Genomic DNA, 25,420 nt, shown 5'->3' with positions numbered 1-25,420 from the left:
CATGGCGACCATCCTCATCGTCGATGACCATGCGATCAACCGTGAGTTCCTGGTCACGCTGCTCAAGTATGGCGATCATCGGCTGATCGAGGCGGCCGACGGCACGACCGCGCTGGCGATCGCCCATGAGGAATTTCCCGACCTTGTCATCTCCGACATCCTGATGCCGTCGGGCGATGGCTACGAGTTGGTGCGCGCCCTGCGGCAGGCCGGCGGCCTCGCCGATATTCCGGTCATCTTCTACACGGCCCATTACAACGAGCGCGAGGCGCTCACCCTCGCCCAGGCCTGCGGCGTCCAATATGTGCTGACCAAGCCGGCCGACCCGGCGCTGATCCTGGAAGTGGTCAACGACGTGCTGACGCACAAGCGCACCATCGTTCCCTCCGACGCTCCCAATAACCACGGCTTCGACCGCAAGCACCTGCGGCTGGTCTCCAACAAGCTGGTCCAGGCCACCGAGGAGCTGGAATGGACCACCAGCCGGCTCATGGCGCTGATCGAGATGAGCCTCCAGATCGCCGCCGAGCGCGAGCCCTTGCAGATCGCCCGGGTGTTCTGCCGGTGGACCCGCGATCTCGTCGCCGCGCGCCATGCGGTGGTGGGGCTTTGGGAGCCGGACCCGCCCGGCGTCGGCTATGCGGCCGCGAGCGGGCTGCCGGAGGAGCTGATCGGCGAGGTGGAGAGCCAGCTTCTGCGGAACGGGCCGCAGCCGATCCCGCTCGGCACCAACGGCGCGGCGCGCCATCTCGCCGATGCCACGGACGCGGTCAACCTCGGCCTGCCGGTGGCGTTTCCGAGGGTGCGCTCGCTTCTGTTCGTGCCGGTGCGCTCGACCACGCGCGCGTTCGGCTGGGTCTGCGCTTCGAACAAGATCGGCCGGAACGGCTTCTCGCCGGACGACGAGCGCCTGCTCTCCATCTTCGCCTCCTATGTCGGCCGCATTTTCGAGAATCATTGCCTGTTCAGCGAGCTCGCCGAACGCTCGGGCCAGCTTGAGGGGGAGGTGGCCGAGCGCGCCGCGGCGCAATGGCGGCTGGAGATCCAGTATGCCCTCGCCGGCGTGCTGGCGGAAACCTCCTCCATCGATCAGGCGGCGCCGGAAATCCTGCGCACCATCTGCGCCCTCGCCGATTTCCAGCTGGGCGAATTGTGGGAGATGGACGCGGACGCGGACCGCCTGCGCCATGTCGCCACCTGGCACGCGGACAGCGCGGCGGCCGACGACTTTCTCGCCCAAACCCGCCAGTTCGACTTTCCCAAGAACGCGGGCCTGCTGGGGCAGGCCTGGGAGAGCGGCGCCCCGGTCTGGCTGGACGAGGCCGAGCTCGACCGGGTGTGCCGCCGCGCGAGCGTGGTGCGCGCGCTCGGCATGACGTCGGCGCTGGCGTTTCCCGTCGTCACCGGCGGCCAGGTGATCGGCGTGCTCGGCTTCTTCGGCCAGGCGTCCCGCGCCTCCAATCCAGCCCTCGGCACCCTGTTCACCGCCCTCGGCAGCCAGGTCGGCCAGTTCATCGACCGGCGCCGGCAGGAACTGCGTCTCGTGCGGCTCTCCCGCATCCGCGCCGTGCTCAGCGGCATCAATTCCCTGATCGTCCGGGTGGCCGATCGCACCGCCCTGCTGGAGGGCGCGTGCCAGATCGCGGTCGAGGAGGGCCAGTTCGCCAAGGCCGAGGTGGTGCTGCTCGATGTCAGGGCGGCAGACGGCGGCTTGCCGGTGCGCCGGGTCGCCGCCAGCGCCGAGGGTGTGCTGCAGGCGCATCCCGGCCCGAGCGAAGCGCCAAGCCTCGCGCCGATCGATACCACCCAGCTGATCGCGGAAGCGATCGCCACCGGCGCCCCCGCCATCGACAATGACGCGCTGTCGGGCAAGGCCTCCTGCGTCGCGCTGCCTTTGGCCGAGGGCGCCCGCCTGATCGCCGTGCTGGTGCTCCGCGCGCGCGCCAGCGGCTTCTTCACGGCCGAGGAAATGCTGCTGCTCAAGCAATTGGTGGCGGACATCTCCTTCGCGCTGACCCATCTCTCGACCCAGAACCGGCTCGCGCAACTGAGCCAATATGACGGCCTCACCGGGCTGCCCAATCGCGCCCTGTTCCTCGAACGCCTGCGCCAGGCGATGCACAATGCGCAGGAAGACGGGGAACAGCTTCTCGTCGTGCTGGGCAACCTGCGCAATTTCGTCTCGATCAACACCACGCTCGGCCGCGCCGCCGGCGACGACGTGCTGCGCCAGGTGGCGCACCGGCTGAAGGCCGCGTCCCGCTTTCCCGACCGGGTGGCACGCATCTCCGGCAATCTGTTCGCGACCTTCCTGCCCAACAAGGCCGACCCGAGCGAGCCGACCTTGCGCATGGACCATTCGCTGGACGAAGCCTTCTCCAAGCCGTTCAAGGTGGGCACGCACGAGGTCACCCTGACCATACAGACCGGCGTCGCCATCTATCCCGACGATGCGGACGACGCCGACGCCCTGCTGGCCAATGCGGAGACCGCCTTGCGCCGGGCGCGCAATTCGGGGGCGCGCATCTCCTTCTTCGAGCCGCGCATGCACGAGGAGATGGCGCGCCGCATGGAAGTGGAAATGCGCCTCGCCCAGGCCATTTCGGGCCACGAATTCCAGCTCCATTATCAACCGAAGCTGGAAATCTCCACCGGCAACATCATCGGCCTGGAAGCCCTGCTGCGCTGGCAGGACAGCGAGACCACCATGGTGCAGCCAAGCCAGTTCGTGCCGCTGCTGGAAGAAAACGGCATGATCGTGGATGTCGGCCTGTGGGTGATCCGCCGCGCCATGGAGGACCAATCGTCCTGGCTCGCGGCGGGGCTGCCTTATCTTCCGATTGCGGTGAACGTCTCGGCGGTGCAGATGCGCGAGCCGAATTTCGTCGAGGACGTGCTCGCCATATTGGACAAGATGGCGCCGCCGCCCGGTTCCGGGTGGCCCGCGCCGTGGCTCGAGATCGAGCTGACGGAAAGCGCCGCCATGGAGGATATCGACCGCACCGTGGTCCAGCTCCAGCAATTGCGCGCCCACGACGTGCAGGTGGCCATCGATGATTTCGGCACCGGCCATTCCTCGCTGGGATATCTGGCGCAGCTGCCGGTTTCGGCGCTGAAGATCGACCGCTCCTTCGTCTCCGGCATGACGCCCCGGCGCGATACCATGATGATCGTGGATGCCATCATCTCGCTCGCCCATTCGCTCGGGCTGAAGGTGATCGCCGAAGGGGTGGAGACCCGCCAGCAGATGGATCTGCTAAGCAAGCTGCGCTGCGACGAGATCCAGGGCTATCTGTTCAGCCGGCCGCTGGATGCCAAGAGCCTGACAAATTTCCTCGCCGACTACCGGCGATAGCGGGAAACCGTCTCAGGGCGAGCCCGGCGGGGCACTCATTCCCCGGCGAGCAGGTCCGCCAGCGCCAGGGCGACGACGTGGGTCGCGCGCTCCAGATCGGCCAGCGAGAGCTTCTCATCGGCCCGGTGGCCGTTCGCCTCCAGGATCGTGCGCGGCCCCGCGCCGTAGAGCACGGTGGGAATGCCCGCCGCCGAATAGAGCCGCGCGTCGGTGTAGATCGGCACGCCCTTCGTGCCCACCGGCTGGTCGATCACCCCCAGCGCCGCGCGCTGGATCGCCGCCACCAGGCGGTCCTGGCCCGGCATGGGCACGAAGGGTTCCGCCAGCAGAAGGCGGCGGAACCGGCAGGAGATGCCGGGGAAGGCGGCGGCTTCCCGTTCGATCAGCGCCCTGAGGTCCGCTTCGGCCGCCGCCGCGTCCTCCTGCGGGGTGATGCGGCGGTCGATGCGCAGGGTGACCTTGTCCGGCACCACATTGGTGTTGATGCCGCCAGAAATCAGCCCCACCGTCAGCCCCGGGGCGCCGATGCCCGGAAGGGGCGAGACCTGTGCGCGCAATTGGTGCCGCAGGCGATAGAGCGCGGCCAGCACGCCGGTCGCCGCCTCCAGCGCGTCGACGCCGGTTTCCGGCATGGCGGCATGGGCCGAGCGGCCGACGATCTCCGCCTCCAGGTGCAGGCAGCCGTTGTGGGCGGTGACGATGTCATAGGAAAAACCCGCCGAGAGCGCGTAATCCGGCTTGGAAATGCCTTGCGCCAGCAGCCAGCCGGGGCCGAGCAGGCCGCCCATTTCCTCGTCATAGGTGAAGTGCAGCTCCACCGTGCCGGAAAAGCGCGCGCCGGCCCGCGCGGCATCGCGCAACGCAAGCAGGGCGAAGGCATAGGTGGCGAAATCCGACTTGGAGACCGCCACCCCGCGCCCATACATGAAGCCGTCGGCAATCTCCGCGCCATAGGGATCGAACGTCCAGCAGAGACCCGGCGGCACCACGTCGCCATGGGCGTTGAGGGCGATGGTCGGCCCCTCGCCGAACCGCTCGCGCACCACGAGATTGGTGATGCTCACCATGCCGCCGTCCTGCACCGCCTGCTGCGGCACCGCATGGCGCTCGACGGCGAAGCCCAGATCCTCCAGCAGCCGCGCGGCCACCGCCGCATGGGGCGCGCAATCGCCCGGCGGATTGTCGGACGGCATGCGCACCAGCTCGGCCAGGAATTGGATCTCGGCTTCCTTTCGGGCGGCGAGGCTTTCGGCGATTGCGGTCTTGAAATCTTCGGTCATGACGCCCTTGGGGTGAAGTGTTCCATGGCATGCAGCAGCACCTTGGCGCCGGCGGCGACGTCGCGCGCCTCCACATGCTCGCTCGGATGATGGCTGACGCCGCCGCGGCAGCGCACGAACAGCATGGCGATGTCGGTGATGTCGATCATCGCCATGCCGTCATGCCCCGCCCCGCTCGGGAGCGCATGCACGCGATAGCCCGACGCCGCGATGGCATCTGCGAGCTGCGCGCACAGCCAGGGGGCGCACAGCGCCGTTGAATTGTCGTGGGTCTTGGTGATGCGCGCCTTCAGCTGGCGGCGCGCACCGATCTCGTCGATGGCCTCCACCACAGCGGAGACGGTGGCGCGCCGCTGGGCGTCGGTGGCCGCGCGCAGGTCGATGGTGAAGCGCACGTCGCCGGGAATGACGTTCGTCGCCCCCGGCGCGGCCTGGATCTGGCCCACCGTTCCCACCACGCCCGCGCCGGCGTCGCGGCACAGGGCCTCGATGGCGAGGATGCATTCGGCCGCGCCGGCGAGCGCGTCGCGCCGCAGGCCCATGGGCACGGTGCCCGCATGGCCGGCCATGCCCGTGAGGTCCACCGCGAACCGGCTCGCGCCGCTGATGGCGGTGACGACGCCCACCGGCAAATCCTGCGCCTCCAGCACCGGACCCTGCTCGATATGCAGTTCCAGATAGGCGAGAATATCGGCGCGGCGGCGGGCGGCGCGGCGGATGCGGGCGGGATCGAGCCCGAACGCGGCGATGGCGTCGCGCGCCTTCATCCCGGACGCGTCGCGCGTCTCCAGCACGCCCTCGTCGAACGTGCCGGCGACCGCGCGGCTGCCCAGCAGGGTGGAGGAGAAGCGCACGCCCTCCTCGTCCGCGAAGCCGATCACCTCCAGCGCGTAAGGCCGGCGCGTTCCCGCCTGCGCGATGCGCGCAACGCATTCGATCGCGGTGATGAGGCCGAGCGGCCCGTCCCAGCGCCCGGCATCGCGCACGGTGTCGTAATGCGAGCCCACCATCAGGCAGGGCAGGCCCTGCGAGGTGCCTTCATAACGGCCGACCACATTGCCGATCTCGTCCATGCGGGCGGTCATGCCGGCCTCCCGCATCCAGCCGAGGATGAGGTCGGCGGCGCGCCGGTGCTCGGGCGAGAAGCAGACGCGGGTGATGGCGCCGTCATCCTGCGAGATGGCGGCGAGTTCGTCGATCCGCGCGACGATGCGGGTCGCCATGGCTTCGGGCAACGCTTCGGGCAGCGCCTCGCGCGCAGGCTCCATGAGGGCGGCCTCTCGTTTTGTGACCTTGTGCGGACGCATGATCTTCAGTGCGCGCCGGTCACGAATTGCGCGAGTTCGGGCGTCTGCGGATTGGCGAACAGCGCCTTCGGCGCCCCCTCCTCGTGGACGCGGCCCTGGTGCATGAAGATGAGCTTTGTGCCGACGTCGCGGGCAAAGCGCATTTCATGGGTCACCAGGATCAGCGTCATGCCCTCGCTGGCGAGCTGCTCCACCACGCGCAGCACCTCGTTCACCAACTCGGGGTCGAGGGCGGAGGTGATCTCGTCGCACAGCAGGACGGTCGGCTCCATGGCCAGCGCCCGCGCGATGGCGACGCGCTGCTGCTGGCCGCCCGAGAGCTGGCTTGGATAGGCATCGAACTTGCCGGCGAGCCCGACCTTCTCCAGCAAGGCGGCGGCGCGCTCGCGCGCCTCGCCCTTCTGGAGCTTCGCCACCACGGTGGGCGCCAGCATCACGTTCTCGCCCGCAGTGAGATGGGGGAACAGGTTGAACTGCTGGAACACCATGCCGACATGGCGGCGCAGGGTGCGCAGATCGGTCTTGCCCACCGGCATCCCGTCCACCGAGATGGCGCCGGCCTGGAATTCCTCCAGCCCGTTGATGCAGCGCAGGAGCGTGCTCTTGCCGCTGCCCGAGCGGCCGATGATCGCCGCGACATCGCCGCGGTCGATCGCGATGGATACGCCCTTCAAGACTTCGAGCGGACCGAAATTCTTGCGGACATCTTGGATATCAACGAGCGACATTGAGACGAGCCTCCAGGCGCTTGGAACACCAGGACAGAGGGAAGCAGAGGCAGAAGTAGATCAGCGCCACCAGCGAATAGACGAGGAACGGGCGGAAGGTGGCGTTGTTGAGCATGGTTCCGGCCTTGGTCAGTTCGACGAAGCCGATGATGGAGGCGAGCGCCGTGCCCTTGATGACCTGCACCGAGAAGCCGACGGTGGGCGCCACCGCGATGCGCATGGCCTGGGGCAGGATGACGTAGCGCATCTGCTCCAGATAGGTCATTGCGAGCGTGCCGGAGGCCTCCCACTGGCCGCGCGGCACCGATTCCACGCAGCCGCGCCAGATCTCGGAGAGGAACGCACTGGTCCAGAAGGTCAGCGCCAGCCAGGCGGCAACCCAGGGGCTGACCTCGACGCCGAACAAGGCGATGCCGAAGAACAGCAGGAAGAGTTGCATCAAGAGCGGCGTGCCCTGGAAGAATTCGATGTACCCCGCCGTGAGCAGGCGCAGCACTTCGTGCTTGGAGACGCGGCCGAACAGGACCAGCAGTCCCACCAGGCCGCCGCTGACGAAGGCGATGAGCGACAGGAGAATGGTCCAGCGCGTCGCCAGCAGCAGGTTTTCAAGGATGATCGCGAAGGAGAATTCGATCATGGCTCAGGCCTTCGGGAACAGGGCCCGGCCGATGCCACGCAATATCGCGCGCATGGCGATGGCCAGCAGCAAGTAGAGAAGGGCGGCGACGAGATAGACTTCGAAGGCCCGGAAATTCCGCGATTGCACGAAATTCGCCGCATAGGTCAGGTCTTCGGCCGAAATCTGCGACACCACCGCCGACCCCAGCATGACGATGACGATCTGCGAGGACAGCGCCGGATAGACCTTCATGAAGGCCTGTTTCAGCACCACGTAGCGGAACGTCTCCAGGCGGCTCATGGCGAGCGAGGCCGCCGCCTCCAGATGGCCCTTCGGCACCGCCTGGATGCCGGCGCGGATGATTTCGGTGGAATAGGCGCCGAGATTGATCACCATGGCCAGGAATGCGGCTTCTGATTCCGTCATCTTCACGCCGATCGCCGGCAGGCCGAAGAAAACGAAGAAGAGCTGCACGATGAACGGTGTGTTGCGGATCAGCTCCACATAGGCGCCGACCGCATAACCCGCCCATTTCGGCCCGAAGCTCCGGGCCCAGGCGCCCGCCGTTCCCACGGCGAGGCCGGTGACGGTCGAAACGACCGTGAGGATGATGGTGTAGAGCAATCCGCGCGCCAGCACGTCCCAATAGGGCAGCAGGTCGCCGAAGCTCATGTGATAGGTCATGCGACCGGCCCCCCGCTGGCTGTTGAGACTGCGGCGGGGATCAGAACTCGGCCGGCAGCGGCGCCTTCAGCCACTTCTCCGAAAACTTGGCGAGCGTGCCGTCGGCCTTGGCCTTGGCGATGATCTCGTTCACCTTGGCGAGCAGGGCCGGCTCATCCTTGTTCAAGCCCACATAGCAGGGGCTGTTCTTGATGATGAACTTCAGCTCCGGCTTGCGGGCCGGGCTCTTCTCGGCAATCGCGGCGGCGACCGTATTGCCGGTGGCGATCAGGTCCACCTGGCCGGAGATGAAGGCGGAGATGGTGGCGTTATTATCCTCGTAGCGCTTCACGGTCGCCGAGGCGGGGGCGCTCTTGGTCAATTCCTGCTCCTCGATGGAGCCGCGCGTTGCGCCCACGGTCTTGCCGGCGAGATCGTCGAACTTGGCCGAGGTTTCGCCCTTCAGGCCATAGACGCCGGAGAAGAAGGGCGCATAGGCCACCGAGAAATCGATCACCTTCTCGCGCTCGGGATTCTTGCCGAGGCTGGAAATGACCAGGTCCACCTTCTTGGTCTGAAGATAGGCGATGCGGTTCGCGCTGGTCACCGGCACGATCTCGACCTTCACGCCCAGCTGCGCGCCGATGTAATTAGCCATGTCGATATCATAGCCCACGGGCTTGAGATCGAGCCCCGCCGAACCGAAGGGCGCGAAATCCTGCGGCACCGCGATCTTGATGACCTTGGCCTTTTCGATATCGGCCAAAGTGTCCGCGGAAGCGGGGCGCAGGGCGCCCGCCGCGAACACACCCACAAGCGCCGCGACGGCGCACCCGAGACGGAAGCTTTTCACCCGTGTCATCTGGAAGGTCCTGTTTTGCGATTGTTCCCCACCGGGGCTTCGGCCTGAGCGCGCCCAGCCCTGCCCCGGTTGTTGCGGACAGTGTTGCGCCGCAGCAGGCATAGGTCCAATATATCGTTGGGATTAATCGATATGTTTTGAATATGGATCTGCGTCAGCTCCGCTATTTCCTCGCGGTGGCCGAGGAACTGTCCTTCACGCGCGCGGCGGCGCGGCTGAACATTTCCCAGCCGCCGCTCTCCCAGCAGATCGCCCAATTGGAGGCCGAGCTGGACACCAAGCTGTTCACCCGCACCAGCCGGCGGGTGGAGCTGACCGCGGCAGGGAAGGAACTGGAGGCGCAGGCCCGCGCCCTGCTGGAACAGGCGGCGCGCACCCGGCTGCATGTGAAGGCCATCGGCGCCGGGCGCAGCGGCACCATCGCCATCGGTGCCACCGGCACCATCCTGCGCGGCGGGCTTGCCCAATGGCTTTCCGCCTATCGCCGCCACGCCCCGGATGTGCGCACCGTCATCTTCGAGCAGGCCCCCGCGCTCCAGGTGAAGGCGGTGCTGGAGCTGCGCACGGACATCAGCTTCAACCGCTCGGTGGCCGACAGCGCGGAGCTGGCGAGCACGCTGGCGTGGCAGGAAACCATTTCGGTGATCCTGCCGCGCGGCCATCGCCTGGTCGGGCGGCCCCATGTGGGCCTCGCGGAACTGAGCGCGGACGAGCATGTGATGCTGCATCCGGATTCCTCGCACTTCGCCCGCTATCTCCAGCGCTGCTGCGTGGACGCGGGGTTCCTGCCGCGCATCTCCCAGCAGGTGGTGGATTCCCAGTCCATCCCGAGCCTGATCGCGGCGGGGTTCGGGGTGTCGCTGGTGCCGGCCTCCACCGCCGCCTTCACCAGCGACGACGTGGTGTTCGTACCCATCGCCCCGGCCCTGGTGGCGGACGTGTACATGATCTACCGGCGGCGCGAGCAGTCGCCGACCGTGCACGAATTCCTGCGTTGGCGGCAGATGGCGGGCCGCGCCTGAGCGAGCCGGCGGCCCGTGCCGGCGGGGCTCAGACGGGTTCGAGGGCGGCCAGCAGGCGCCGGCCGACTTCCGCCGCGCCGACAAGGCCCGGCGTGGGGTGCACCACCACCCGCACCGGGATGGCGGCGAGGCGGGCCTGATAGGGCGGATGATCCTCGAACGCCGCGCGGAACGGGGATTCGGCGAACAAATGCGCCATCGCCGCCCCGACCCCGCCGGAGATGAACACGCCGCCCCGCGCCAGGGTCAGCAGGGTGAAATCCCCCACCACCCGGCCCAGCAGGCGCAGGAACACGTGGCAGGTCTCGCGCTCGTTGCGCTGGCCCGAGAGCGCGGCGGTGATGATCGAATGGGAGGTCGCCACCTCCCCGCTCAGAATGCGATGCAGCCGCACCAGACCGGCCCCGGACAGCACGTGTTCGACGCTCACCGGCCCGAGATCCTGCACCAGATGGGCGAGCACCCGCGCTTCCTCGGAGGTGACGGCGCCGAACCGCACGTGGCCGCCCTCGCCCGGCAACACCTCGAAGCCGTCGGCGCGCGGTAGCACGAGCGCGGTGCCGAGCCCGGTGCCGGGACCGCAGACCAGCATCGGCGCGCCCTCCACCGCCTTGCCGGTGCCCACGGTCACGAGGTTCTGCGGCCCGAGGCCGACCACGCCATGGGCCAGGGCCGCGAAATCGTTCAGCACGGTCAGCGCGTCCAGCCCCAGCGTGCGGGCAAGCTCCGGGCGGGAGAAATGCCAGGCCCGGTTGGTCAGCTTCACCTCGTCGCCGTCCACCGGGCCCGCCACCGCGAACACCCCGGCCCTCGGGCGTGGGCCGCCGATATTGGCGAGATAGACGCCGAACAGGTCTTCCAGGCTGGCATAGGAATCGTTCGCCTCCACCCGCAAATCGAACAAGGTGCCGTCCCGGCCGGCGCGCGCGATGCGCGTGGAGGTGCCGCCGATATCGGCAAGGAGAAGCGTCGCGGGCATCGGGCATCCATGTCAGGAAGGCATCGGGGCGCTTAGAATTGGGCGGCGTTTCCGGTGTAATCAAGGCAGGATGCCGGAAGGGCGGCGGCCGCGCCGCCCCTCCGGGCCGCGGGATGCGCCCTCAGGCCGGGCGGGGCGCGCCGAGGCGGCGGCGCAGCACGCCCCACAGCGGCAGCAGAAGCACCGCGATCGTGACGAGGCCGAGCCCCGCCGAGATCGGCCGATAGAAGAAGCCCAGCAGGTCGCCGTCGGCCTTGATCATGGAGGTGACGAAGCTCTCCTCCAGCATCTTGCCGAGCACGATGCCGAGCACGCAGGGCGCGATCGGCACCTCGTGCTCCTCCATGAAGAAGCCGAGCACCCCGAAGCCCAGCATCACCACGATGCCATAGACCGAATTGTTCACCGCGAACGCGCCGACCACGCAGAACAGCAGGATCACCGGCATCAGGATGCGGCGCGGCACCTTCAGCAGCGCCGTGCCCGCCTTCAGCGCCGCGAGCCCGAGCGGGATCATGGCGAGGTTGGCGACGATGAAGATGAAGAACACCGCATAGATGGATTCGGGATTGTTCAGGAACAGCGTCGGCCCGGGATTGAGGCCCTTCAGATAGAGCACGCCGATGACGATGGCGGTGATGCTGTCGCCGGGGATGCCGAACACCAGCGCCGGCACCCAGGCGCCGGCGAGCGCGGCGTTGTTGGACGAGGTGCTTTCGATGATGCCTTCCACGTGCCCGGTGCCGAATTTCTCCGGCGTCTTGGAGAATTTCCGGCTCATGGCATAGGAGACCCAGGCCGCGATGTCCGCCCCCGCGCCGGGCAGGATGCCGATGGCGGTGCCGGTGATGTTGCCGCGGATCTGCTGCGGCCAGTATTTGACGAACATGGTGCCCCAGCCGCGCAGCGGATTGCCGAGCGAGGTCTGTTTCACGTCCCAGTCCTTGGCCCCCGAGGCCATGGCGCGGATCACCTCGGACACCGCGAACAGGCCGATCATGGCGGGGATGAAATCCACCCCGCTCATGAGGTCGGTATTGCCGAGGGTGAAGCGCGGGATGCCGGCCGGATTGTCGAGCCCGATGCACGCCACGAACAGGCCGAGGAACAGCGAGATCAGCCCCTTCACCGGCGAGCCCGAGCCGATGAAGATGGCGCAGGTCAGCCCCAGCAGCGCCAGCCAGAAATATTCGAACGAGGAAAAGCCCAGCGCCACCTCCGCCAGCAGCGGCGCCGAGACGATCAGCACCGCCGTGCCGAACAGCCCGCCCAGCGCCGAGAACAGCACATTGGCGCCGAGCGCCACCTCGGCCTGCCCCTTGCGGGTCATGGCATAGCATTCGTCGGTATAGGCGGCGGAAGCCGGCGTGCCGGGCATGCGCATCAGCGTACTCGGAATGTCGCCGGCGAAGATCGCCATGGCCGAGCAGGAGATCATGGCGCCCACCGCCGAGATCGGATCCATGAAGAAGGTGATGGGCACCAGCAGCGCGATCGCCATTGTGGCGGTGAGGCCGGGAATCGCCCCCACCACCAGACCGAAGGCCGCCGCGATGAAAATGGTCAGGATGACGTGCCAATGCAGCACGAGGCCGATGCCGGCTTCGATGGCGCCCATCACAGCATGCCCTCGATGAGGCCGCGCGGCAGCGGAACGCGCAGGCCGTGGGCGAAGGAATAATAGACGCACAGCGTCGCGATCAGCGCCACCGGCACGGCCGCGAGCGGTCGCACCTTCAGCATCAGGAACAGCACCATCAGCATCGCCGTGGAGGCGATGATGAAGCCGGTCAGCGGCGCCAGCACCATGTAGAGCGCCACCGCCGCCAGCGTGCCGGCGGCGCGCAGCAGAGCGGGCATCTCCCGTGCCCAGCCGAGCATGAGCGCGGGCCCCGCGCCGGCCCGCAGGCTCTGCACCGCCAGCACGAGGCCGCACAGGAACAGGCCGGCGGATATGGCGAGCGGAAACACGTCCGCCCCGTACTTCTGGCCCGGAATGGGCGGCAGCGTGGAGGCGGCGGCGGCCAGCGCCGCGGCCCCGATCATCACGGCGATGGCGAGGATCAAATCATTGACGCGCATGGTGCAGTCCTTAGGTGCACAGGAAACAAAGAAAGAAAGCTCCGATCCCGGAAGCCCGCCCCCCGGCGCGGAAGAGACGACCCCTCTCTGCGACGGGGAGAAGGCCGGGGCGAGGGAGGCCGCGCCTTCCGGCAGCACCGGCGCCCCTCACCCGTCCGCTGCCCGGCCGACCTCTCCCCCACGGGGAGAGATGCGTCCCGCTTCCCGCATGACGAGAAGGAGAGCCCTCCGGTGCCGCCTCTCCCCGGCGGGGAGAGGCCGGGGTGAGGAGGCTATTTCGAGAGCCCCACTTCCTTCATCACCGCGCCCAGGGCGGCGTCGCTCTGCGCCATGAAGGCCCCGAACGCGGCGCCTTCCGCCCACCGCCCGCCGAACCCGCGATTGGTGAGGAATTCCTGGTATTCCTTGCTCTCGTAGGCTTTCTTCACCGAGGCGGCGAGCCGGTCGGTGACCTCCTTGGGCAGGCCCTTCGGCCCGGCGATGCCGCGCCACGCGCCGATGGTCCAGTCGCTGCCGGTGGCTTCCTTGAGGGTCGGGATATCGGGCATCAGCTTGGAGCGCTCCTTGCCCATGATGGCGAGGCTCTTCACGCGCCCGGCCTCGATCAGCGCGCGCGCCTCGGGCAGCGAGCAGGTGACGATCTGCACGCCGCCGGCCATCAGGTCCTGCAATCCGGGAGCGGCGCCCGCGCTCGGCACCCAGGGCACGCTCGCCGGGTCCACCTTCAGCGAGGACAGCATGCCGGCCACCGCCAGGTGCCAGATGCCGCCCTGCCCGGTGCCGGAGGCCTTGAACTTGCCGGGGTTCTTCTTGATGTCGTCGATCACCTCCTGCGCGGTCTTGTAGGGCGCGTCGGCGCGCACCTGGAGGCCGGCGGCATCTTCGTTCACGAGGCCGATGGGGGTGTAGGAGGAGGGGTCGAGCTTGGTGAGGCCGGCCCAGTGCATCATGGCGATTTCCACCGTCAGCAGGCCGATGGTGTAGCCGTCCGGCGCCGCGTCCGCGATCGCCTGGTGGCCCACCACGCCCTGGCCGCCGGTGCGGTTCACCACGGCCACCGGCTGGCCGAGATCGCGCTCCATCAGCGAACCGATGATCCGCGCCACCGCATCCGTGCCGCCGCCCGCGCCCCAGGGCACGATCAGCGTGATGGGCCGTTCGGGATAGGCCGCCTTCGCAGCGCCCAGCGGCAGCAAGGCGGACATGGCGAGGCTGAGCCCGGCGACGAGCAATCGTTTCATGCGTTCCTCCCGTTGCGAGGCCCCGGCGGCCCCTTTTGCCTCCTCCCCCGGCCTTGATTGGCGTGGCCTTTGGGTGGAGCGGCAAATCGTTTTAATCGTTTGAAACAACTTAGGTGACCCTTGGTCAGCGGTCAACGGAGCATGCGGCGCGGTGGCGCATGTGGCGTTCCGGCAACCCCTGCCCTAAGGTTATTCGCGGTCTGCGCCGCCGCGGGGGGTGGCGGCAGCGCCCGGACCACGTACATATAGGGGTATGAAGGTGCATATCGGCCGATTGCCCGGGCGGGGTGGGGCATTGGCCGACGAGGCGGGTTTCGGAATGCGGCCGGTTAGGATATCCATCTGAACCGAGGATCGGTCGTGTCCCAGGGGTGGGGTCGCTTGGCGTCCTTGGGGATGGCGAGGGGCCTCAAGCGGCGGCAACAGAGGCGGTGGCGGCTTGTCCGCGCGGCCGGAGGCATGGCGAAGCGCAGTGCTCGACATTTACACGATCATCTTCCTGGCCCTCGCGGTCTTCATCTTCTTCCGCCTGCGCGCCGTGCTCGGCCAGCGCACCGGCAAGGAGCGGCCGCCCTATGACCCCTATTCGCGCGATGCCACGCGCCCGCCACCGGCGCCCGCCGACAATGTGGTGACCTTGCCGGAGCGCACGGGAGACCTGCCCGCCCGCGCGCCGGTGAACGACGACATCCCGCCCGGCGGCTTCCGCTGGCAGGGCGTGACGACCGAAAGGTCGCCGGTCGCCCAGGCGCTCGACCAGATCGTCGCCATCGAGCCGGATTTCGACGCCAAGCAATTCCTCGCCGGTGCCAAGGGCGCCTATGAATTGATCGTGCTCGCATTCGCCAACGGCGACCGCCGCCAGCTCAAGGACCTGCTGGCCAAGGACGTCTATGACGGCTTCATCGCCGCCATCGCCGACCGCGAAAGCCGGGGCGAGACCATGGAATCGCGCTTCGTCTCCATCGAAACCGCCGATCTGCTGGACGCCAACGTGCGCGGCCGCACGGCCCAGGTCACGGTGCGCTTCGTCTCCAAGCTGATTTCCGTGACCCGCGCCAAGGACGGATCGGTGGCGGACGGCAGCCCCGACAGCGTCTCGGACGTGACCGACGTGTGGACCTTCGCGCGCGACCTCGGCACCCGCGACCCCAATTGGAAGCTGGTCGCCACCGAAGCGGCGCAGTAAGGCCCACCCATGGCGCCCGCGCGCCCCTCGCCCGCCGCCGCGCCGCGCCGCGCACCCGCTCGCCCGGGGGCGGCGGCGCCGGGCCGCTCGGACATGCGGGCGCGCGAAACCCGAAGGGACGGCCCCCCTCGGCAGGACATCGCCGCGGGCGCGCTCCGTCCCAGAAGGCGCGCCATGCTTGCCGGGATGCCCCTGCTCGCCGGTTTTTTGCTTGCGGCCCTGCTCGGAACCGCGCCCGTGGCGGCGAGCGGCGGCACCGGCCCGTCCGCCCTCCTCGCGCCCGTTGCCCGTCCGCAGATCGCCGGCGCGCGGCTGGAGAGCGCGGCCTATGCCGCCTTGCCCGGCTGGGCGCAGGACGACCAGGGCGCCGCCTTCTCCACCTTCCTCGCCAGCTGCGGCGCCTTGCGCGCCCGCCCCGCGGAAGTCGGCCCGCCGGACAATCCCGCGCTGGTGCCGGGGCTGCGCGTCGCCTGCGAGAATGCCCGCCGCCTGGTGCGCACGCTCGCGCCCGAGACCGCATCGGCGGCCGTGGCGCGGCTGTTCTTCGAGGCCAATTTCCGCCCCTATAGGATCGTGCCGGACAAGAACCCGCCCGGCTTCCTCACCGGCTATTACGAGCCCGAGCTGGACGGCTCGCTCACCCCGACGGGCGCATTCCCGGTGCCGGTCTACGCCCGGCCGGGGGATCTCATCCCCACGGGCCCGGCGGGCAGCAACAAGGGCGGCGCGGTGCGCAGCGCCGGCGACAGGTTCGTGCCCTATTACGACCGCGCGCAGATCGAGGACGGCGCGCTCGCCGGGCGCGGGCTGGAAATCGCCTATATCGCCCATCCGGTGGACCTGTTCTTCATGCAGATCCAGGGCTCGGCCCGCATCCGCCTGCCGGACGGCAAGGCCCTCCGGCTCAATTACGACGGTCACAACGGCTATCCCTACACGCCCGTGGGCCGCCTGCTGATCCAGCGCGGGCTGGTCGCGCGCGAGGCCATGTCCATGGCCGCCATCCGCAGCTTTATCGAGCAGAACCCGCAGGCGGGCGCGGAGCTCATGCGGGAGAACCGCTCGTTCGTCTTCTTCCGGGCGGTGCCGCTCGCCGCCGACGCGGGGGCGCTCGGCGCCCAGGGCGTGCCGCTGACCGCCGGCCGCTCCATCGCCATCGACCGCGCGCTGCATGCCTATGGCACGCCGGTCTTCATCGACGCCGCGCTTCCCCTCGCGACCGCCGGCAGCGCCGATCCCTTCCGCCGGCTGATGATCGCGCAGGACACCGGCTCCGCCATCGTCGGGCCGGCGCGGGCGGATCTGTTCTTCGGCGCGGGCGACGCGGCGGCGGCAATGGCCGGGCGCATCCGCCATCCCGGCACCTTCACCGTGCTGGTGCCGCGCCTGGAGCCGACGCAGGCGAAAGCGCCATGAGCCGGCGGGGCCGCAGGCGGCTGCTGAACGAGGAGGAACGCGCCCTGTGGCAGCATGTGGTGCGCTCGGTCGCCCCGCTGCGCGCCGCCCCCCGTCCGCTTGCGCCGCCGCCCGCCGCGATCGGCGCCCCGCTGCCACCGGAGCCGGAGATCCCCGCCGCCGAACCGGCGGCGCCCGGTCCCAAGGCACCGGTTGCGAAGAAGCGCATCCTCAAGCCCACCGGCAGCGCCGCCGCGCGCCGCGCGCTGGAGGCCCCCGCCCCGCCGCCGCTGTCGGTGCTGGAACCCAAGGTGCGGCGCCGCCTGACGCGGGGCGGCGAGGTGGATGCCCGGCTCGACCTGCACGGCCTCACCCAGGCGGCCGCCCATCGCCAGCTGCTGCTGTTCGTCGCGCAGGCGCAGGCCGCCGGCCACGCCTTGGTGCTGGTGATCACCGGCAAGGGGGACCCGGAAACCGTGTTCATGACCGGCACGCCCGAACGCGGCGTGCTGCGCCGGGCGGTGCCGCAATGGCTCTCCGACGCCGCCATGCGGCCTTATGTGGTGGGTTTCGAGAGTGCCGCGCGGCGCCATGGTGGGGACGGCGCGCTCTATATCCGCATCCGCCGGCGGCGCGGCGCGCGCGAGCCGCTGGCGTGAGCGCGCCCGCATGACCCCGTTCGGGCGCCGGGTGCGCGAATTGCGCGCCCGCAAGGGCGTGACCCTCAGCGAGATGGCCCATGCCGTGGGCGTGACGCCGACCTATCTCTCGGCGCTGGAGAACGGCAAGCGCGGACGCCCCACCTGGCCGCTGGTGCAGCGGGTGATCGCCTATTTCAACGTGATCTGGGACGAGGCGGAGGACCTCCAGCGGCTCGCCGAGGTCTCCCACCCCCGCGTCACCGTGGACACCGCCGGCCTGACGCCGGAGGCGACCGAACTCGCCAATCTGCTGGCCAAGGAAATCGCCGTGCTGCCGCCGGAGGCGGTGGCGGAACTGCTGGGGCGTCTGAAAATCCTGCGCCGTCGCGCGTAACCGCTTCCCTCGCGTCCGGGTTTTGCGCGCCAAGCATCCAGCCTGTAGTCATTCCAAGTTTGCGCGCTCAACTTGCGGGATATCTCACCCTCGGTTATGGCTGATGCGGGGTGGCCCGGCGATTTCTGCCCGGCGACGCGGGAGCATTTGCTGTGATACGCGCCAAGACTTTCATCTTTGCCTTGGGATGTGCGGCTCTGTCCGCAATTACTGTTGCGAAAGCGGATCCCGCGCCGACGCCCAATGTTAAGGACGTTCTCTTCACTTACGCCAATCTGGCCGAGGCCATGTATGGCGACAGCCTGATCGCGGCGAAGACCTTGCAGGGCGCGGTGAACGCCTTCCTCGCCGCCCCCACCGACGCCACCCTCGCCAAGGCCCGCGACGCCTGGAAGGCCGCGCGCGTGCCCTACCAGCAGACCGAGGGCTTCCGCTTCGGCAATGCGGTGGTGGATGCCTGGGAGGGCAAGGTGAACGCCTGGCCGCTCGACGAGGGCCTGATCGATTATGTGGCGCCCTCCTATGGCGACACCTCCGACGAGAACCCGCTCTACAAGGCGAACATCATCGCCAACAAGCAGATCCGGGTCGGCAAGAAGATGGTGGACACCTCGACCATCACGCCCAAGCTGATCGCCTCGCTGGCCGAGGCGGCGGGCGTGGAAGCCAATGTCACCACCGGCTATCACGCCATCGAATTCCTGCTGTGGGGCCAGGATCTCAACGGCACCAAGGCCGGCGCCGGAAACCGCCCCGCCAGCGACTACGACCTGAAGAATTGCACCAACGCCAATTGCGACCGCCGCGCCGCCTATCTGAAGGCCGCCACCGACCTGCTGGTGAGCGACCTCCAGGAGATCGTCACGCAATGGGGGCCCAAGGGCAAGGCGCGCGCCTTCGTGCTGACCAAGTCCGACAAGGCCGGGCTCGGCATCATCCTCACCGGCCTCGGCTCGCTCTCCTATGGCGAACTGGCGGGCGAGCGGATGAAGCTCGGCCTGATCCTGCACGACCCCGAGGAGGAGCATGACTGCTTCTCCGACAACACCCACAATTCCCATTATTACGACGAAGTCGGCATCACCGGCATCTATACCGGCCGCTATACCCGCCTCGACGGCAGCGTGGTGCAGGGCCCCTCGGTGGCCGATCTCGTGGCCGCCAAGGACCCGAAGGTCGCCGCCACGGTGAAGGAGCGCATGGACGCCGCGCTCGCCGCCCTGAAGGACATCAAGGACACCGCCGATAGCGGCAAGGAAGCTTATGACCAGATGATCGGCGAGGGGAATACCGAAGGCAACGCCCGCGTCCAGCGCGGCATCGACGCCCTGGTGGCCCAGACCCGCGCGCTGGAGCAGGCGGTCGCCGCCCTCGGGGTGAAGATCAAGGTGGAGGGCTCCAAGAGCCTCGACGATCCCTCGAAGGTGAAGACGCACTGAGCGAGATGGTCACGCGGCGCACCCTTCTGACCGGCCTCGCGGCAGGAGCCCTCAGCGGGTTCCTGCCGCAGCGCCTTGGGCAGGCCGCCGCGGCCACCGACCCGCGCGCGCCCATCCAGCCGCTCGCGCTGACGCCGCGCATCAGCCCGCGCACCCTGCTCGGTCCGGGCACGCAGGCGCAGGATCTCTATCTTTTCAACGACACGATCTTCCCGGTGGTGCGCGCCCGGCGCGGCACGCGGCTGAAGGTCGCCGTGGACAATCGCCTGCCGGTGGGCACCACCGTGCATTGGCACGGCATCCGCCTGCCCAATGCCCAGGACGGCGTGCCGGGGCTGACGCAGGAGCTGATCCCCGCGAACGGCGGACAATTCACCTATGAGGTGCCATTGCCGGACGCCGGCACCTATTTCTTCCACCCCCATTGCGACGAGACCGGCCAGGTGGGACGCGGGCTCGCCGGAGTGCTGATCGTGGAGGAGGAGGAGAAGCTTCCCTTCCAGGCCGAGCATATCCTGGTCATCAAGGATTGGCGGCTGGCGCCGGACGGCGCCTTCCTGCCCTTCCTCACGGAGGAGGGCGCCTCGAAGGCCGGCACCTTCGGCACCGTGCGCGGCGTCAACGGGGTCGGGCCGGCGCGGCTGTCCGCGCCCGCCCATGCGGACCTGCGCCTGCGCATCCTCAACCTGGATTCCACCCGCACCGTTCAGGTCGGCACCGGCGAGGCCGAGGGCTATATCATCGCCTATGACGGCCATGCCGTCCCGCCAGCGGATTTCGACACCTGCGACCTCGGCTCCTCCCAGCGGCTGGACCTGCATGTGCGCATGCCCGCCGAGGGGCAGAACGTCTCGATCTATGATTACCGCACCGGCGGCGAACCCTTCCTGCTGGCGCGGATCGAGGCCACCGCCTCGTCGTTCCGCAAGCGCCCGTTCAAGCCCATCGCCCTGCCGGCGCCGAACGTGCCGAAGCCGGACCTGCGCAAGGCCGAGCGGCTCTCGCTCAGCCTCCAGCAGGCCACCGACGATGCCGCGAAAGTGCTCGACGGCCTGCCGCCGGGCGATCCGCTCGCCAAGGCGCTGGTGGATCAATATTGCACCGGGCCGCGCACCTTCTGGGCCATCAACCAGAATTCCTGGCCCACCGGCGGCACCAGGCCCATGCCGGCGCCGCTGGCGCGGCTGGTGGCGGGGCGCTCCTATGTCATCAGCCTCACCAATCCCACCCAACACCTGCATCCGGTGCACCTGCACGGGCATGTGTTCGACGTGATCTCCGCCAGCAAGTCCAAGCGGCCGCGCCATTACGCCGACACCGTGCTGCTCCAGGTGCGCGAAACGGCGGAAATCGCCTTCGTCGCGGCGCCGGGAAACTGGGTGCTCCATTGCCACATCCTCGACCATATGGAGACGGGGATGATGGGCTATGTGAGCATCGCCTGATGGGCCGGGCGCGGGCGCGGCTCCTCTTCGCGGCCGCGCTCTGCCTGCTCGGCGCCGGCACCGGCCTTGCCGACGGGCTCGACATCGCGGTGGGAAAAGCCGTGTTCGACCGGCCCTGGGTGCCGGCGCCTTCCTCGACGCACGGCAATGACGGGCTCGGCCCGCTGTTCGACGCCCGCTCGTGCAACGCCTGCCATCCCAAGGACGGGCGCGGCACCGCGCGTCTCGGCGCCGACGGCGCGCCGCTCGGCCACGGGCTGGTGGTGGCGCTTGCCCGGCCGGGCGGGGCGCCCGACCCGGTCTATGGCGCCCGCCTCCAGACCGAAGCGGTGCAGGGGCTCGATGCCGAGGCGATCGTGCGCGTCCGCGAAAGCCGCGATGGCGCCGGCCGCACCGTTCGCACGCCGGTGCTGAGCGCGCTCGCCTATGGCCCGCTCGCCGCCGACACGGTGCCGCGCCTGCGCCTCGCGCCGGACCTGCGCGGACGCGGGCTGCTGGAGCGGGTACCGCAGGCCGCCATCCTGGCGCTGGAGGACCCGCAGGATCGCGACGGCGATGGCGTGCGCGGCCGTGCCCATCGCGTCATCGGCGCGGACGGGCGGGAAAGCCTGGGCCGGTTCGGCTGGAAGGCGGCCCAGCCGACCCTTTCCGGCCAGATCGCCGAGGCGTTCCATCTGGATCTCGGCCTCTCCACGCCTTTGCTGCTTGAGCCGTGGGGCGATTGCACGCCGGCCCAGACGCTCTGCCGCGCCGCGCCCCATGGCGTGACGCACGAGGGCGAGAGCGAGATTTCGCCCGCTTTGTTCAACGCCCTCGTCGCCTATGTGGCGGATCTTCCGGTGCCCGGCGCGCGCGCCGACCTCGCCGGCGCCCGCCTGTTCGCGGAAACCGGCTGCGCAGCCTGCCATCGCCCCACCTTGCCGCTGGAGGGCGGCGGCACGGCGGCCCTGTTCACCGACGTGCTGCTCCACGATCTCGGCCCCGGCCTCGACGACGGCCTCGACACGCCCGGCGCCGCCGGCCGCAACTGGCGCACCGCGCCGCTGGCCGGCCTCTCGCAGGCGCTGGCGCGCGGCACCGGCCTGCTGCACGACGGGCGCGCGAGCGATGTGAACGCCGCGCTCGCCTGGCATGGCGGGGAGGCCGCAAGCGCCCTCGCGCGCTATGGCAAGCTTCCGGCCCGCGACCGCGATGCGCTGATCCGTTATGTTTCCGGTCTCTAGAGCCCGCCGCGCCGGGACAGACCCTCGCCCGCACGATTTTTGCTCCGCCGATTCCTCGCCCGAAGGTGCGCCGATGCCCCGAATTCTCCCCCCGTCCCGCCTTCGCGCGATTGTATCCGGCGCGCTCGTGTCCGGCATGGTCGTGTCCGGCATCGTCCTGTTTGGCGCCACCCTCGCAAGCCAGCCCGCCCGCGCGGCACCCAATGCGGTGCCGGTGATCGAAACCTGGCTGCTGCCGCGCTATGACGCGCTCGCCGCCTCAACCGCCCGGCAGGACGAGGATTGGCGCGCCTTCTGCGCCAAGCCCACGGCGGAGGGCGTCGCCACACTCACGAGCGATTTCCGCGCTGTCGGCGATGCCTGGGCGCAGGTGAGCTTCGTCACCTTCGGCCCGGTGATCCTGGCGCTGCGGGCGGACCGCTTCAACCTGTTCCCGGACAAGCGCAACGCGGTCTCCCGCTCGATTCCCGAACTGCTGGCCGACCCCGACGACAGCCGCCTCCAGGCGGACCGCTTCCCGCGCCTCTCCGCCGCCGTGCAGGGCCTGCCGGCGCTGGAGCGCGTGCTGTTCGAGCCCAATGCGGCGCAGGATCTGGTGAGCGGGCCGCAGGCCGCCCGGCGCTGCCAGTTGGGCGCGGCCATCGCGCTCAATCTCGCCACCATCGCGAAGGAGATCCGCGCCGGCTGGGGCTCCGAGACCTCCGGTCTGCTGGCGGAGGTGAAGAGCGGCACCGGCGACAAGGTGTTCCTGCCCGATCCCGCCCAGGTGCCGAGCCTGATCCTCACCGATCTCGCCGGCGCCTATCAGCGCGTGGTGGACCAGGGGCTCATCGGCGTGCTCGGCAAATCGTTGGAAGAGGCCAAGCCCCAGGCGGGCGAGGGGCGCCGCTCCGGCCGCGAGGCCGCCATTCTCCAGCAGATGGTGAAGAGCGCCAATGCGCTCGGCGCCCTGCTCGCCGCCGACCTTCAGGACCCCGCCAAGGGGCAGGTGCTCGCCCGCTTCGCCGCGGCGCAGAAGGCGGTGGATGCCCTGCCCGCCGATCTCGGCGCCGCCGCTGCCGATCCCAAGCGGCGCAAGCTGCTGGAAACCGCCGTCAGCGAGGTGAAGGCGGCCCAGAAGGCGGTGGTGACCCCCCTCGCCTCCACGCTCGGCGTGCCGCTCGGCTTCAATGCGCTGGACGGGGACTGAGCCATGATCTCCCGCCGCACCCTGCTGCGGGGCGCCGCTGCCCTCGCCGCCGCTTCCCGCCTGGATCTGGCCCGCGCGCACGAAATGTCCCACGCGCAGGACACGCTGATCCAGGGATGGCTCGCGACCGGGCAGGTGGAGGGCGGCTTCGCGCCGCTTGCCCTCGACGGCGCGTTCGAGGCCGATCCGCTCGCGCTCAGCCCCACCCGTCTGCATGCCATCGAGCCTGCCGCCCACGGGCCATTGGCGGTGGCGGTGGGCCGGCGGCCGGGCAAGGTGGCGCTGGTGCTGGATCGCGCGGCCGGCAAGGAAGTGGCGCGCTTCGCCCCCGGCGGGGACCGCGTGTTCTCCGGCCACGGCCGCTTCACACCCGACGCGACCGGCTTCCTCACGGTGGAAATCGACCCCGCGAGCGACCAGGGCACGCTCGCCCTGCGCAGCATCGCGGGGCAGTTCGAGATCGTCGCCGAATGGCCCACCCGCGGCCCCGGCCCGCACGACATGCTGCACATGGGCGACAGCCTGATCATCGCCAATGGCGGCGTCGAGCCGGGCACGCCGGCCGCCGTCGGCTGCGAGGAGACCGGCGCCAATCTCGCCGTCCTCGGCAAGGACGGCAGCACGCGGGCGGTATTCGCCCCCGGCGGCGATCTCGCCTCGCTCTCGCTGCGCCACCTCGCGCGGGACGGGGCGGGCGCGGTGGTGGCGGCGCAGGAAATCTCCCTCGTGCCCTCCAGCAAGCCGCTCCTCTTCGCCATCGATGAAGCGCGCGGCCTCACCGCCTATGAGGCGCCGGACGAGGCCTGGATGGGCCTGCGCGGCTATATCGGCTCGGTGGCGCTCGACGCCTCGGGGCGGATCGTGGCGGCGGCATGCCCGCGCGGCGGGCGGGTGGCGTTCTTCGAGCGCACGGGGCGCTATCTCGGCTTCGTGCCGTTTGCGGACGGCTGCGGCCTTGCTCCCACGGCCGAAGCCGGGCGGTTTCTGGCCACCAGCGGCTATGGCGAGGTGATCCTGGTCGCGGTGGAGGATCGCGAACCGCGCATCCTCGCTCGCCACACCGGCGGCCCGCGCTTCGACAATCACGTCTCGCGCATCGCGTGAGGACGCGCGGAACCGCGCCGCCGGCTGGGGGGTTTCCTTAAGAAGATATCCGCGAGGAGACACCCATGGACACGCGCCAGATGCCCGTCGAAGAAACCACGTCGCTGATCTCCACCAGCAAGGTCAGCGGCACCGACGTCTATAATACCGAAGGCGAGCACATCGGCTTCATCAGCGATGTGATGCTCGACAAGCGCTCGGGCCGGGTGGCCTATGCGGTGCTCACCTTCGGTGCCGTGCTGGGCCTGGGCGGCGACCATCAGCCCCTGCCCTGGGCCGCGTTGAAATACGACACCCGGCAACGCGGCTATGTGACCGGCGTGACCATCGACCAGTTGCGCGACGCCCCGCCCTGGCCCGACGCGCAGGAGTTCGACGACCGCCGCGCCGCCGAACAGCGGCTGCATGGGCATTACGGCCTGCAAGGCTATTGGATCGGCTGATCCACGTTCTTTGCGCACGCAATACAGAACCCGGCGTCTCGACGCCGGGTTTTTCTTGTTGTGACTTGCAGCAGGCGCGCAAGCCGCAGCGGAACATTGGCGGGCGCAGGACGTTTCATAAAGGAGAAATGTCTTCAAGGAGAATGTCATGGACATTCGCGATGAAACCACCTCCCTGATCGCCGGCGACAAGGTGTCCGGCACGGCGGTCTACAATCCGGCGGGTGAACATCTGGGCACGATTCACGATCTCATGCTCGACAAGCGCTCCGGCAAGGTGGCCTATGCGGTGATGTCGTTCGGCGGATTCCTAGGCATCGGCGAGAAATACCACCCGCTGCCCTGGTCCACGCTGGATTACGACCCGGCGCAGGGCGGCTATGTGGTGAATCTCAGCCGCACACAGCTGGAGGGTGCGCCCGCCTATGGCGTCGAGGACCAGCCGACCTGGGACCGCGATTATGAAACCCGCGTGCACGATTATTATCGCGCGCCCTATTATTGGGGGATGTGAACCATGCGCCCCCGCCCCGTGCAGCCGCCCGCCGGCCGCCTCGCCTTCTCCCATCCCCGCTTTCGTCACGCGCCCCCGGCGCATGCCGGCTGGTGGGTGGTCTCCGCCGAGGGCGCGCCGCTGGAAGGCCCGTTCCTGAACCGGGCGCAGGCGGTGCGCCACATCGCCGCCGCCGAGCGCGCGGCCTGCCGGTCCCGGCCCGAGGGCTGGGGGCTCTGAGCGGTCCGTGCCGCGCCATCTGAACGAGACGTGAGCGCGGAGCGCGGCGCTCACGCTGGCCAGGACCGACAGCCGTGCTAAGCTCCC

At 69.3% G+C, this 25,420-nt stretch carries 24 protein-coding genes; 14 read left to right on the top strand and 10 right to left on the bottom strand.

Annotated features, from left to right (window positions below; all coding sequences use genetic code 11):
* Position 1 precedes the first annotated feature (1 nt).
* Positions 2–3,355, top strand: coding sequence for an EAL domain-containing protein (locus V5F84_RS03545; protein ID WP_394043972.1), 3,354 nt, complete (start codon positions 2–4; stop codon positions 3,353–3,355).
* A gap of 35 nt (positions 3,356–3,390) precedes the next feature.
* On the opposite strand, the gene V5F84_RS03540 is transcribed toward V5F84_RS03545, so the two are convergent.
* From V5F84_RS03540 to V5F84_RS03515, 6 genes are read right to left on the bottom strand one after another with little or no spacing between them, the layout of a single operon-like run.
* Positions 3,391–4,635 carry a M20/M25/M40 family metallo-hydrolase gene (locus V5F84_RS03540; protein ID WP_394043971.1) on the bottom strand — a complete coding sequence of 415 codons (1,245 nt, stop codon included), beginning with the start codon at positions 4,633–4,635 and terminating at the stop codon, positions 3,391–3,393.
* Positions 4,632–5,903: an allantoate amidohydrolase gene (locus V5F84_RS03535; protein ID WP_394043970.1), complete on the bottom strand. Its 1,272-nt coding sequence runs from the start codon at positions 5,901–5,903 to the stop codon at positions 4,632–4,634. Before V5F84_RS03535 ends, V5F84_RS03540 begins: the two co-directional genes overlap by 4 nt.
* A gap of 44 nt (positions 5,904–5,947) precedes the next feature.
* Positions 5,948–6,670, bottom strand: coding sequence for an amino acid ABC transporter ATP-binding protein (locus V5F84_RS03530; RefSeq protein ID WP_394043969.1), 723 nt, complete (start codon positions 6,668–6,670; stop codon positions 5,948–5,950).
* A complete protein-coding gene (locus tag V5F84_RS03525; RefSeq protein WP_394043968.1) occupies positions 6,657–7,307 on the bottom strand; it encodes an amino acid ABC transporter permease in 651 nt (216 codons plus the stop codon). Before V5F84_RS03525 ends, V5F84_RS03530 begins: the two co-directional genes overlap by 14 nt.
* Positions 7,308–7,310: 3 nt before the next feature.
* A complete protein-coding gene (locus tag V5F84_RS03520; RefSeq protein ID WP_394043967.1) occupies positions 7,311–7,973 on the bottom strand; it encodes an amino acid ABC transporter permease in 663 nt (220 codons plus the stop codon).
* A gap of 40 nt (positions 7,974–8,013) precedes the next feature.
* Positions 8,014–8,805 carry a transporter substrate-binding domain-containing protein gene (locus tag V5F84_RS03515; RefSeq protein WP_394044056.1) on the bottom strand — a complete coding sequence of 264 codons (792 nt, stop codon included), beginning with the start codon at positions 8,803–8,805 and terminating at the stop codon, positions 8,014–8,016.
* Between the two features lie 152 nt (positions 8,806–8,957).
* On the opposite strand from V5F84_RS03515, the gene V5F84_RS03510 reads away from it, so the two are divergent.
* Positions 8,958–9,836, top strand: coding sequence for a LysR substrate-binding domain-containing protein (locus tag V5F84_RS03510; protein ID WP_394043966.1), 879 nt, complete (start codon positions 8,958–8,960; stop codon positions 9,834–9,836).
* A 28-nt stretch (positions 9,837–9,864) separates the two neighbouring features.
* On the opposite strand, the gene V5F84_RS03505 is transcribed toward V5F84_RS03510, so the two are convergent.
* From V5F84_RS03505 to V5F84_RS03490, 4 genes are all read right to left on the bottom strand, one after another.
* Positions 9,865–10,815 (bottom strand): glucokinase, encoded by a 951-nt coding sequence (locus tag V5F84_RS03505; protein WP_394043965.1) that lies wholly within the window; start codon positions 10,813–10,815, stop codon positions 9,865–9,867.
* A gap of 121 nt (positions 10,816–10,936) precedes the next feature.
* Entirely contained in the window at positions 10,937–12,433 is a 1,497-nt protein-coding gene (locus tag V5F84_RS03500) for a tripartite tricarboxylate transporter permease (protein ID WP_394043964.1), read from the bottom strand.
* Positions 12,433–12,897: a tripartite tricarboxylate transporter TctB family protein gene (locus tag V5F84_RS03495; protein ID WP_394043963.1), complete on the bottom strand. Its 465-nt coding sequence runs from the start codon at positions 12,895–12,897 to the stop codon at positions 12,433–12,435. The genes V5F84_RS03500 and V5F84_RS03495 overlap by 1 nt, the downstream gene beginning before the upstream one ends.
* 272 nt (positions 12,898–13,169) lie before the next feature.
* Complete coding sequence (locus V5F84_RS03490) at positions 13,170–14,138, bottom strand: Bug family tripartite tricarboxylate transporter substrate binding protein (protein ID WP_394043962.1); 969 nt, start codon at positions 14,136–14,138, stop codon at positions 13,170–13,172.
* A 472-nt stretch (positions 14,139–14,610) separates the two neighbouring features.
* Here V5F84_RS03490 and V5F84_RS03485 point away from each other — a divergent pair, with 472 nt between their 5' ends.
* The 12 genes from V5F84_RS03485 to V5F84_RS03430 all read left to right on the top strand — a co-directional run bounded on the left by V5F84_RS03485 (position 14,611) and on the right by V5F84_RS03430 (position 25,333).
* A complete protein-coding gene (locus tag V5F84_RS03485; protein WP_394043961.1) occupies positions 14,611–15,327 on the top strand; it encodes a Tim44/TimA family putative adaptor protein in 717 nt (238 codons plus the stop codon).
* 174 nt (positions 15,328–15,501) lie between these two features.
* Positions 15,502–16,743 carry a murein transglycosylase A gene (gene mltA / locus V5F84_RS03480; protein WP_394043960.1) on the top strand — a complete coding sequence of 414 codons (1,242 nt, stop codon included), beginning with the start codon at positions 15,502–15,504 and terminating at the stop codon, positions 16,741–16,743.
* Positions 16,740–17,381: a Smr/MutS family protein gene (locus V5F84_RS03475; protein ID WP_394043959.1), complete on the top strand. Its 642-nt coding sequence runs from the start codon at positions 16,740–16,742 to the stop codon at positions 17,379–17,381. Before mltA ends, V5F84_RS03475 begins: the two co-directional genes overlap by 4 nt.
* A gap of 10 nt (positions 17,382–17,391) precedes the next feature.
* Positions 17,392–17,757, top strand: a complete 366-nt coding sequence (locus V5F84_RS03470) for a helix-turn-helix domain-containing protein (RefSeq protein WP_394043958.1) — start codon at positions 17,392–17,394, stop codon at positions 17,755–17,757.
* 287 nt (positions 17,758–18,044) lie between these two features.
* On the top strand, positions 18,045–19,196 hold the full coding sequence (locus V5F84_RS03465) for an imelysin family protein (protein ID WP_394043957.1): 1,152 nt from the start codon (positions 18,045–18,047) through the stop codon (positions 19,194–19,196).
* Positions 19,197–19,201: 5 nt separating this feature from the next.
* Positions 19,202–20,641, top strand: coding sequence for a multicopper oxidase family protein (locus V5F84_RS03460; protein ID WP_394043956.1), 1,440 nt, complete (start codon positions 19,202–19,204; stop codon positions 20,639–20,641).
* Positions 20,641–21,864 (top strand): di-heme oxidoredictase family protein, encoded by a 1,224-nt coding sequence (locus V5F84_RS03455; protein WP_394043955.1) that lies wholly within the window; start codon positions 20,641–20,643, stop codon positions 21,862–21,864. The genes V5F84_RS03460 and V5F84_RS03455 overlap by 1 nt, the downstream gene beginning before the upstream one ends.
* A gap of 136 nt (positions 21,865–22,000) precedes the next feature.
* A complete protein-coding gene (locus V5F84_RS03450) occupies positions 22,001–23,053 on the top strand; it encodes an imelysin family protein (protein ID WP_394044055.1) in 1,053 nt (350 codons plus the stop codon).
* A 3-nt stretch (positions 23,054–23,056) separates the two neighbouring features.
* Positions 23,057–24,157 carry a DUF1513 domain-containing protein gene (locus V5F84_RS03445; protein ID WP_394043954.1) on the top strand — a complete coding sequence of 367 codons (1,101 nt, stop codon included), beginning with the start codon at positions 23,057–23,059 and terminating at the stop codon, positions 24,155–24,157.
* A 65-nt stretch (positions 24,158–24,222) separates the two neighbouring features.
* Entirely contained in the window at positions 24,223–24,600 is a 378-nt protein-coding gene (locus V5F84_RS03440; protein ID WP_394043953.1) for a PRC-barrel domain-containing protein, read from the top strand.
* 148 nt (positions 24,601–24,748) lie between these two features.
* Positions 24,749–25,114: a PRC-barrel domain-containing protein gene (locus V5F84_RS03435; RefSeq protein ID WP_394043952.1), complete on the top strand. Its 366-nt coding sequence runs from the start codon at positions 24,749–24,751 to the stop codon at positions 25,112–25,114.
* A gap of 3 nt (positions 25,115–25,117) precedes the next feature.
* Complete coding sequence (locus V5F84_RS03430; RefSeq protein ID WP_394043951.1) at positions 25,118–25,333, top strand: hypothetical protein; 216 nt, start codon at positions 25,118–25,120, stop codon at positions 25,331–25,333.
* The last annotated feature ends 87 nt before the right edge of the window (positions 25,334–25,420 follow it).

Origin of the sequence: Roseixanthobacter liquoris (genome assembly GCF_043195135.2) — a bacterium.
Classification (GTDB): Bacteria; Pseudomonadota; Alphaproteobacteria; order Rhizobiales; family Xanthobacteraceae; genus NCEH01.
The sequence above is the reverse complement of the archived record's forward strand: the minus strand, read 5'-3'. Positions and strand labels throughout refer to the sequence as shown.